This window comes from Hymenobacter agri, from assembly GCF_054778495.1.
Genome location: NZ_BAAGZM010000113.1, coordinates 1 through 9,805 on the forward strand (window position 1 = coordinate 1; position 9,805 = coordinate 9,805).

General features: G+C 58.8%; 8 protein-coding genes. 2 read left to right on the forward strand and 6 right to left on the reverse strand.

The genetic code is table 11. The features are described 5' to 3' along the window. The 4 genes from ACYVDE_RS08210 to pckA all read right to left on the reverse strand — a co-directional run. On the reverse strand, nt 1-554 hold a 554-nt coding region (locus tag ACYVDE_RS08210), incomplete at its 3' end, for an RsmE family RNA methyltransferase (RefSeq protein WP_460501000.1). A gap of 350 nt (nt 555-904) precedes the next feature. Then, nucleotides 905-1,414: a hypothetical protein gene (locus ACYVDE_RS08215; RefSeq protein WP_460501002.1), complete on the reverse strand. Its 510-nt coding sequence runs from the start codon at nt 1,412-1,414 to the stop codon at nt 905-907. 60 nt (nt 1,415-1,474) lie between these two features. Then, a complete protein-coding gene (locus ACYVDE_RS08220; protein WP_460501003.1) occupies nt 1,475-2,146 on the reverse strand; it encodes a hypothetical protein in 672 nt (223 codons plus the stop codon). Nucleotides 2,147-2,460: 314 nt separating this feature from the next. Then, entirely contained in the window at nt 2,461-4,086 is a 1,626-nt protein-coding gene (gene pckA / locus ACYVDE_RS08225; RefSeq protein ID WP_460501004.1) for a phosphoenolpyruvate carboxykinase (ATP), read from the reverse strand. A gap of 239 nt (nt 4,087-4,325) precedes the next feature. Here pckA and ACYVDE_RS08230 point away from each other — a divergent pair, with 239 nt between their 5' ends. Then, the gene (locus ACYVDE_RS08230; protein ID WP_460501005.1) at nt 4,326-5,285 is read left to right on the forward strand and encodes an AraC family transcriptional regulator; all 960 of its coding nucleotides are present in this window, start codon (nt 4,326-4,328) and stop codon (nt 5,283-5,285) included. 115 nt (nt 5,286-5,400) lie between these two features. Next, nucleotides 5,401-6,972 carry a peptide MFS transporter gene (locus ACYVDE_RS08235; protein WP_460501006.1) on the forward strand — a complete coding sequence of 524 codons (1,572 nt, stop codon included), beginning with the start codon at nt 5,401-5,403 and terminating at the stop codon, nt 6,970-6,972. Nucleotides 6,973-7,390: 418 nt separating this feature from the next. Here ACYVDE_RS08235 and groL read toward each other — a convergent pair whose 3' ends face one another. Together groL and groES are read right to left on the reverse strand one after the other, a co-directional pair. Further along, a complete protein-coding gene (groL, locus tag ACYVDE_RS08240) occupies nt 7,391-9,037 on the reverse strand; it encodes a chaperonin GroEL (RefSeq protein WP_460501007.1) in 1,647 nt (548 codons plus the stop codon). 63 nt (nt 9,038-9,100) lie between these two features. Next, nucleotides 9,101-9,391, reverse strand: a complete 291-nt coding sequence (gene groES, locus ACYVDE_RS08245; protein ID WP_460501008.1) for a co-chaperone GroES — start codon at nt 9,389-9,391, stop codon at nt 9,101-9,103. Between the last annotated feature and the right edge of the window lie 414 nt (nt 9,392-9,805).

Genomic DNA, 9,805 nt, shown 5'->3' on the forward strand with positions numbered 1-9,805 from the left:
ATGAGCACGCAGCAGCCCGGCCCCGCGCCGGCCACCTGCGCCAGCGCCGTGCGCTCCCCCTCCTCTAAGTGCGCAATGAATGTAGTTTCTGGCGCCACGCCCGCCACGAAAGCGCCGAAATCCTGTAGCTCATCCAGCTGCGGCAGCCACGCCTGACCCGACTGCTTCAGCGCGCTGATGGCAATTTTCTCCAGCCGCTCCAGCTTCAGTTCCCGGCGCTCGGAGCGGGCGCAGCGCAGGAAGCTGATGCGCTCGACGCCCACTTCCACGGCCTTTTCCACGAACCACTCCATGCGGTCGAGGTTTTTGGTGGGGGCCACGGCCACATGGGTAAAGTAGGGGCGGGGCGCTACGTGCGTGTGCCCGGTGATGCGCAACTGGCAGCGCTTGGGGTTGGCCTCGGCCACGGCGGCGGTGTAGAGGCCGCCGCGGCCGTCGAGCAGTTCCACGGCGTCGCCGGCCGTGAGACGCAGCACGCGCACGGCGTGTTTGCTTTCCTCTTCGGGCAGGGTGTGGGCCGAGCCGGCGAGGCCGGGTACGTAAAATGTATGCATGGCGCAAAGAACGGCACAAGTGCACGCGCCGCGAAGGTGCATTTCCTCAGAATAGAATTGAAATACGCGGGTCCATTTTTCTGGAAGCGCCCTGCGCTGCGGGCTGCCTGGCTGAACCGCTCGACTATTCAAAAACAGATGATGGATAAGCGGCGGAAATAAGAGGTGCCAATTAATTGCAAAACTGCCGTGTTTCGGCTGGGCCTTTGGGCGCAGTCGATAACACGGCAGTTTTGTTTTCGCCTTCGGCCAGTAATCCGGTGAGGTCGGGTAAGCCAAGAGGTGTGCAATACACGCATGTAAAAAAACTGGTGTCTAAAAGGTTGCGTCGGCGTATTGTTTCCAGATGCTTACGGCAAATATTTCGCCATGAGCTTTGCCACGCGCAATTGGCCGTCGCCATCGCGGGCAGCAATGTTGTAACGTAGCTTTTTATCGTGGCTGATTTCCCGCACCAGCGCGGGCTTGTCTGGGAAGCTTTTGGCCAGGTTTGCGGTTGTCAGAAGCTGCAAGCCGGCCGTAGGTGCAGCGCTAAAATACAATCGTGGCGCGCTGAAAACGTAACGGCTGCTGTAAATGAATAGCGGCTCAGTAGCCGCAATTGCGTAATATCCCTCGTCAAGCTTAAATCTCAGGGCTTTGCCGGTTGCTACGTATCGGTAGTCCTGCCCGTCCTTGCGGATGCCATAGATACTACCTGCTGGATAACGCATGACCCCGCCACCGGGAACCGTGACCAACACTAGGTGATTATTGACCGCCGCTCCGACTTTAAGGTTGGCGTTGGGGACTGGATGCAGTAGATGGTGACGAGCAAGGTCGCTAGCCGTTAAGTAGACGCCAGCGGAATCTAGGGGCAAAGCTGATAATAAACAGGCTAGGTAGCTTAGTATAAGCATGGCTATTACCGTTGGCAGAAGTTATTCGAGGTAAGACGCGACTGATTCGCCAATTGCCCCAGAATAACCGCCGATAATACCACCCCCAACGAATCCCACGAATATCCCAGCAAATCCGCCGGCAACCCCGGCTATTGCACCTGCAATAGCACCGCCTATAGCTCCGGCTAATCCGCCGTGTGCGTCCGCACTCCATGGCCAAGCTCTGTTACCATAGCCGCTCCACGGGCTTTCACTTCCTAATTCTTGTTGTTGCAGTCCATATTCGGCACTTTTTAGGGCAATGGCTAAGGTGAGCAACGTATAAGGCTTATCGTTTTCCGATAAATCTGCATCTAGCGCCTGCGTAGTTAATTCATTCAGTTGAGAAATAATCCATGAAAATTCGCCCGTCAAGGCACATGCCTTCGTTATAAAATCGGTAGCCTGCTCGGAAAGTTTGGCTAATTGGCACAATTCATCAACGCTATATTGCTGCGCGTAATTCATGCCTGAAGCTGTCAGGGCATAAAAGCCCGCTCTCTGTTCAGGTGTGGCTTCTGGCACTTGAGTTACATACCAGGCAAGCACTAATTCTACAATTTTATTGGTTTCAGGGACAGCTGGTGCACCCAATTGGCCAGCTATCCAATTGAGGGCTTGGTTATGGATGTTACCTATTTCAAGGTAAGGATTAATTTTCGTGATGGGCATATCTTTTTAGAATGTGGTTTGTGAGAAATGATAAATCAATTTTATAACAGTGATATGATTATTAAATGAATAAATAGGTTGTTTGCACTTTTTTTGTTAATTATCACCTGCTCGTTAGGCATAGGCAGGTTGGAGAAACTGAATGGTAGTAATTAGTAACGACAACGAGGCTTTATTGAAAAGATAACTACTTCGATAAAAAGAACATCCTGTTTCTTAAACACAAAAGCCCCGCCAGCTGCAACTGGCGGGGCTTTTAGTATGGTGAGTGAAAGCTCGGTAGAATAGGTGGGAAGCGTGGAGGAAAGGGAAACTTAGGCTTCGACGGCCACGCGGGGCGCGCCGGCCAGGATTTCTTCGTTGGCATACTCGGCGTACTTCTGGAAGTTGGCCACGAACTTCTCGGCCAGCGAGTTGGCGGTGCGGTCGTAGGCGTCTTTATCGGCCCAAGTGTTGCGCGGGTCCAGGATTTCGGAGGGCACGCCGGGCACGGCGCCGGGCACCATCATGCCAAACACGGGGTGCTTGGTGAATTTCACCTCGTCGAGCTGGCCGTTGAGGGCGGCCGTAATCATGGCGCGGGTGTAGGGCAGCTTCATGCGCGAGCCGGTGCCGTAGCTGCCGCCGGTCCAGCCGGTGTTGATGAGCCACACGTTGATGTCGGGGTTCTCGTCCATCTTCTGGCCCAGCATCTCGGCGTATTTGGTGGGGTGCAGCGGCAGGAACACTGCGCCAAAGCAGGCCGAGAACGTGGTCTGCGGCTCGGTTACGCCCATTTCAGTGCCGGCCACCTTGGCGGTGTAGCCCGACATGAACAGGTACATGGCGTGCGACTTATCGAGCTTGCTGATGGGAGGCAGCACGCCGAAAGCATCGGCCGTGAGGAAGAAAATGTTCTTCGGCGCGTCGGCCACCGAGGGCTCGATGGCGTTGTCGATGAAATTGATGGGGTAGGCGGTACGGGTGTTTTCCGTCACCGACTTGTTGGCGTAGTCCACGGTGTGGGTGCCGGGGATGAAGCGCGTGTTCTCCACGATGGAGCCGAAGCGGATGGCGTCCCAAATCTGGGGTTCCTTCTCGCGGCTCAGGTCTATCACCTTGGCGTAGCAGCCGCCTTCGAAGTTGAAGATGCCCTCGTTGGGCGTCCAGCCGTGCTCGTCGTCGCCGATGAGTCCGCGGTTGGGGTCGGCCGAGAGGGTGGTTTTGCCGGTGCCCGACAGGCCGAAGAACACGGCCGTGTCGCCTTTCTCGCCCACGTTGGCCGAACAGTGCATGCTCAGGGTGTTGCGCTCGTGGGGCAGCAGATAGTTCAGCACGCCGAAAATGCCTTTCTTCATCTCGCCGGCGTAGCCCGTGCCGCCAATCAGAATCATCTTCTTGGTGAAGTTGATGATGGCGAAGTTGGGCTGGCGGGTGCCGTCTACGGCCGGGTCGGCTTCGAAGCCGGGGGCGCAGATGATGCTGAAATCCGGCGTCCAGCTCGTGTCGGCGCCATCGGCGGGACGCAGGAACATGTTGTAGCAAAACAGGTTGTGCCAGGCCTGCTCGTTCACGATGCGCAGCTTGAGCTGGTAGTCGGGGTTGGCGCCAGCGTAGGCTTCGCGCACGTACAGGTCTTTGTCGGCCAGGTAGGCCACCATTTTCTGGTGCAGCTGGTCGAACTTGTCGGCGTCGAAGGGGATGTTGATGTCGCCCCACCACACGCTGTCTTCGGTGTTGGCGTCCTTCACCACAAACCGGTCTTTGGGCGAGCGGCCGGTGAATTTGCCGGTGTCGGCCATCAGCGCGCCGGTGTCGGTGAGGTGGCCCTCGCCGTTGCGCAACGCGTGCTCCACGAGCTCGGCAGGCGTTAAATTGAGGTGGACGGTAGCGGTTTCGGTGAAGCCCAGAGGCTGCAAACGATTCCGGACATCGGCGGCATTATTGGAAGCAGAGGACATAGCCAGGAAAGTGTTGGGTGGGAATACTCGCGATTGAGGATACAAAGGTAGAATCGGACGGCTGACCGGCAGTGAAACATTTCGTTTCTTTACTGGGACAAATTAAACCATCCCGGCCCAGCGGGCTGCCAAGTTCCTTTGCAATCGCCTCCTCGGGGCGATGCGGGGCGTTGGCAAGAAAGTGCCGCATACGGTGCGCCGGGTTTCAGGTTTGCTTTGTCCTGCTTTTTCTTTTCGTCATGTCCACGCACATTGCTCGTTACCACGGCCTCTACGGCGACGCCAAGGCCCAACTCTCACACGATTATCTGGCCAGCCAGCTTATCGCGCCGCGCCCCCGGGCCACCGATTGGGGCCTGAAGCCGCACCTGCACGAAAATCTGTTCCAGCTATTTTTTCTCGAAGCCGGGCGCGCCGCCTTCGAAGCACCCGAGCCGGTGGCCCTGCGCACGCCCTGCCTGGTCATCATTCCGGCCAATACGGTTCACGGCTTCACGTTCAGCCCGCAGGTGCGCGGGCGTACGCTCACGCTCTCCGAGGCGCTGCTAGATACCATTCTGCAGGCCACGCCCGGCGTGCTGGTCGAGCTGAACTCGGTGCACATCCTGTCCGAATTCAATACCGAAGTCACCTTCGGCGATTTACTGGATTTGGAAATGCAGATTCACCAGGAAATTCACGCCGAGCTGCCCGGCAAGCAGCTCGCGCTGAACGGCTATTTCAAGCTGCTGTTCGTGAAAATATTCCGCCTGTTGCAGCACAACCGCCGCAAGCAGGAGAGCCCCAACCGCGCCCTGCACTACTACCGCGAGTTCCAAAAAGCCATCGAGCGCACCCCCGACCTCAACCGCAAAATCTCGGACTACGCCCGCGAGCTCAAGATTACGCAGGTGCACCTCAACCGCATCTGCCAGGCCGTGAAGGGTAAAACCGCCCAGCAGGTGGTGCAGGCCCACGTCATCCGCAAAGCCCACAATTTCCTGCTATATACCTCGCTCTCGGTGGCCGAAATCGCCTACGAGCTGCAGTTCGTCGACCCCGGCTACTTCACGCGGTTTTTCCGCAAGCAAACCGGGCTGGCGCCGGGCGCCTACCGGGCCAAAGCGTACCGCAGCGAGGGTGGCGCGAAGGATGTAGCGCGGACTTTTAGTCCGCGACCCTCCCCATCAGCAGCAACAGCGCCGCCGGCCGCGGACTAAAAGTCCGCGCTACGTGCCGAATCTTTCCTAGATTTACCGTGCCCGTACTGCATTGCTGACGCAATGGGGCCGGTTTTACCCGTTGTCATCTCATTTTCCCACTCTAGTTTCCTCTATGCAAACTGTTCCTGCTCAGACCGAGCAACCGCTGTCGGCGGAATCCACGAGCCACCCCCGCGGGCTGTATCTGCTGTTCGCCACCGAAATGTGGGAGCGTTTCAGCTACTACGGCATGCGCGCCGTGCTGGTGCTGTTCCTCACTAAGGCCATGATGATGGACAAGGCGTTCGCGTCGAAGTTCTACGGCGGCTACACCAGTCTCGTCTACCTCACGCCGCTCATCGGCGGCTTCATTTCGGACCGGTATTGGGGCAATCGGCGCTCCATCCTCACCGGCGGCCTGCTGATGGCGCTGGGTCAGTTCACCCTCTTTTTCTCGGCTTCGAACTACGGCCCCGAAAGCACCCACGCCCTGAGCCACTGGATGCTGTACCTGGGCCTGGGCGTGATGATTGTGGGCAACGGCTTCTTCAAACCCAATATTTCGAGCATGGTGGGCTCCCTCTACAGCCCGGCCGACAAGCGCAAAGACGCGGCCTACACCATCTTCTACATGGGCATCAACCTGGGCTCGTTCATCGGCAACACCATCACCAGCCTCATCGGCGACACCGGCAACCCGGCCGATTTCCGCTGGGCCTTCCTGGCCTGCGGCATAGCCATGCTGCTGGGCACGGTAGTGTTCAACTGGGGCAAAGACAAATACCTGCACACGCCCACCGGCGAGCAGGTGGGCACCACGCCCGCCATCTCGGGCGGCATCATGGGCGTGTACGCGCTGCTACCGGTGCTACTGGCCATCATTCTGGGCATTCTGTGGCTCGATTCGGCCAAGTTCCCCACCATCGCGCCGCTGCTGGGCGTGGCCGTTATTGCCATTGCCTTCATGATTTTCAGCGATAAGTCGCTGAGCGGGGCCGATGTAAAAGGCATTATGGTGATTTTCATCGTGTCGTTCTTCGTGGTGTTCTTCTGGGCGGCGTTCGAGCAGGCCCCGGCCTCGCTCACGTTCTTCGCCGACGAGCAGATGAACCGCACCATCTTCGGCTTCGAGCTGCCGGCCAGTATCTTCCAGAACCTGAATGCCATCTTCGTGGTGGTGGGTGCGCCCATCATGGCTGCCGTCTGGACGGCCCTGGGCCGCCGCGGCGCCGAGCCGCCGTCCCCGCTCAAAATGGCCATTGGCCTGGCCCTGCTGGCCGCTGGCTACCTCGTGATGTGCTTCGGCGTGCACGACCTGCAGCCCGGCGTGAAGGTGAGCATGTTCTTCCTGGTGGCGCTCTACTTCCTGCACTCGGTGGGCGAGCTGTGCCTGTCGCCCATCGGCCTCTCGCTGGTGAACAAGCTGGCCCCCGCCAAATTCGCTTCGCTGCTGATGGCCGTGTGGTTCCTGGCCAACGCCGCCGCCAACTACCTGGCCGGCTACATGAGCAGCCTGTACCCCGACCCCAAGTCGACGGCGCCCGCGCCGGTGCTGCTGGGCTTCCACATCACCAACCTCTACGACTTCTTCATGGTGTTCGTGGTGTCGGCCGCCGCCGCTGCCGTTATCCTGTTCCTCATCAGCGGCAAGCTGGCCAAGATGATGGATGCCCGCAACTACCCCGCCGCCACCGTGCAGGCATAGAGTAAAGCCGCTTTAGCTGCTTAAAAAAAGCCCCCGATGCTACCGCGTTGGGGGCTTTTTCGTGCTCGATTGACGCTTTGCAATGTCCGTCCGGCGCTTCATCCGCACTGCCCGGGGCTTTGTACGCACTACCCGGAGCTTCGTATCCACTACCCAAGGCTTCGTACGTAACGCCCGGAGCTCCGTACGCACTACCCGGTGCTTCATACGCACCGCCCGGAGCTTCATACGCACCGCCCGGAGCTTCGTACGCACCGCCCAAGGCTTCGTACGTCTTGACCAAGCTTTGTATCTCCTGACCAAACCATGTTTCATTGACCAACAAGTTACCGGTAAACCCAAAAAAGCCCCGCCGGCAACGCCGACGGGGCTTTTCAAGCTAATAGCTAAAGGCTAATGGCTAACAGCTGATGCAAGATTACATCATGCCGCCCATGCCACCCATACCGCCCATGCCGCCGTCGCCGTGGCTATGGCCAGCTTCTTTGGGCTCGGGCTCGTCCGAAATCACGGCTTCGGTCGTCAGCAGCAGGCCGGCGATGGAAGCAGCGTTTTCGAGGGCCAGACGGGTCACCTTTGTCGGGTCGATGATGCCAGCGGCCACCAGGTTTTCGTAACGGTCTTCGCGGGCGTTGTAGCCGTAGTCGCCTTGGCCGTCGCGTACTTTCTGCACCACTACCGAGCCTTCGCCGCCAGCATTGGCCACGATGGTGCGCAGGGGAGCTTCCAGCGCCGTGCGGATGATGTTCACGCCGGTGCGCTCGTCAGCATTGTGGGTATCCACCGCGTCGAGGGCTTCCAAGGCGCGCACCAAGGCCACGCCGCCGCCGGGTACTACGCCTTCCTCAACGGCGGCGCGGGTGGCGTGCAGGGCATCGTCCACACGGTCTTTCTTCTCTTTCATTTCCACCTCGGTGCTGGCACCGATGTAGAGAATAGCCACGCCGCCGCTCAGTTTGGCGAGACGCTCCTGCAGTTTCTCCTTATCGTAGTCCGAAGTGGTGGTTTCCATCTGGGCCTTAATTTGGGCCACACGGCCGCTGATGGCGTCTTTCGAGCCCTTGCCGTTTACGATGGTGGTGTTGTCTTTGTCGATGATGATTTTCTCAGCGGTACCGAGGTATTCCAGGGTAGCGTTTTCGAGCTTGTAGCCCTGCTCTTCCGAGATAACCGTACCGCCCGTGAGGGTGGCAATGTCTTCCAGCATGGCCTTGCGGCGGTCGCCGAAGCCGGGAGCCTTCACGGCCGCGATTTTCAGCGAGCCGCGCAGCTTGTTTACCACGAGGGTTGCGAGGGCCTCACCGTCCACGTCTTCCGAGATGATAACGAGGGGCTTACCAGTCTGGAGCACCTGCTCCAATACGGGCAGCAGCTCCTTCATGGTGCTCACTTTCTTGTCGTAGATGAGCACGTAAGGCGAGTCGAACTCCACCTCCATCTTCTCGGGGTTGGTCACGAAGTAAGGGGAGAGGTAGCCGCGGTCGAACTGCATGCCTTCCACCGTTTTCACTTCGGTTTCGGTGCCGCGGGCTTCTTCCACCGTGATGACGCCTTCCTTGCCCACTTTGTCCATGGCGTCGGCAATCATTTTGCCGATTTCCATGTCGTTGTTGGCCGAGATGGCGCCTACCTGGGCGATTTCAGCGGAGTTCTCGATTTTCTTCGACTGCGACTTCAGGTTGGCTACCACGGCGATTACCGCCTTGTCGATGCCGCGCTTCAGGTCCATGGGGTTGGCTCCGGCGGCCACGTTTTTCGAGCCGGCCGTATAGATGGCCTGGGCCAGTACGGTAGCCGTGGTGGTGCCGTCGCCAGCCTGGTCGGCCGTTTTCGAGGCCACTTCTTTCACGAGCTGGGCGCCCATGTTCTCGATTGGGTCGCGCAGCTCAATTTCTTTGGCCACGGTCACACCGTCTTTGGTAATCGAGGGCGCGCCGAATTTCTTATCGATGATGACGTTACGGCCTTTGGGGCCGAGGGTCACTTTCACGGCGTTCGCCAGTTTGTTCACACCGGCCTGCAAACGGGCGCGGCCTTCGGTGTCGAATTGGATGTTCTTAGCCATTTCTGGGGTTGGAGTAATTGGGAGGGTGAAATGTTGGTGTTTCGGTCAGCTTAAGCCGGTAGCTTAGAGCACGGCGAAAATGTCCGACTCCTTCATGATGAGGTAGTCCTCGCCGTCGACGGTGATTTCGGTGCCGGCGTATTTGCCGTAGAGCACCTGGTCGCCCACTTTCACCTGCGGCTTGATGAGCGAGCCGCTGTCGGCGGTTTTGCCTTCGCCCACGGCCACTACTTCGCCACGCTGGGGCTTCTCCTTGGCCGTATCAGGAATGATGATGCCGGATTTGGTTTTCTCCTCGGCGGCGGCGGCGCGAACAATGACGCGGTCGGCCAGCGGTTTCATGCTAAGTGCCATTTTGGGTGTGTTTGGGTTGAGTTAAGTGGAAATACTTCGTGTCCGGCCCCGTCTCATTTCCCGTGCCAGCCCACCAAACCTGACAAAATGGGCAGGTTTTGGTGCCGCTGGCTGGCAAAAGTGGCGGAATCGGGCCGGGGCAGTAGTCGTAAAAAGCCAGGAAAAGGTTGCCGCGCGCTGTAAAAGAGCCGCGCCAATACATCCGTCAGCCTAAGCCCCGGCCGGGGTGCGGGCACTCCGTAGCAGCGTTGGCACCAGGCCGGACAAAACAAAAAGCCGAAGCTTCGGTGAAGAAGCTTCGGCTTATGAGTAACAGCCAGACTGGCCGAAAGACGAAATTAGTTGGCGCCCGGCGTAGCGGGGGCCGGCTGGGCCGGCGCGGTAGCCGGAGCAGTGGCACCAGGAGCCGCCGGG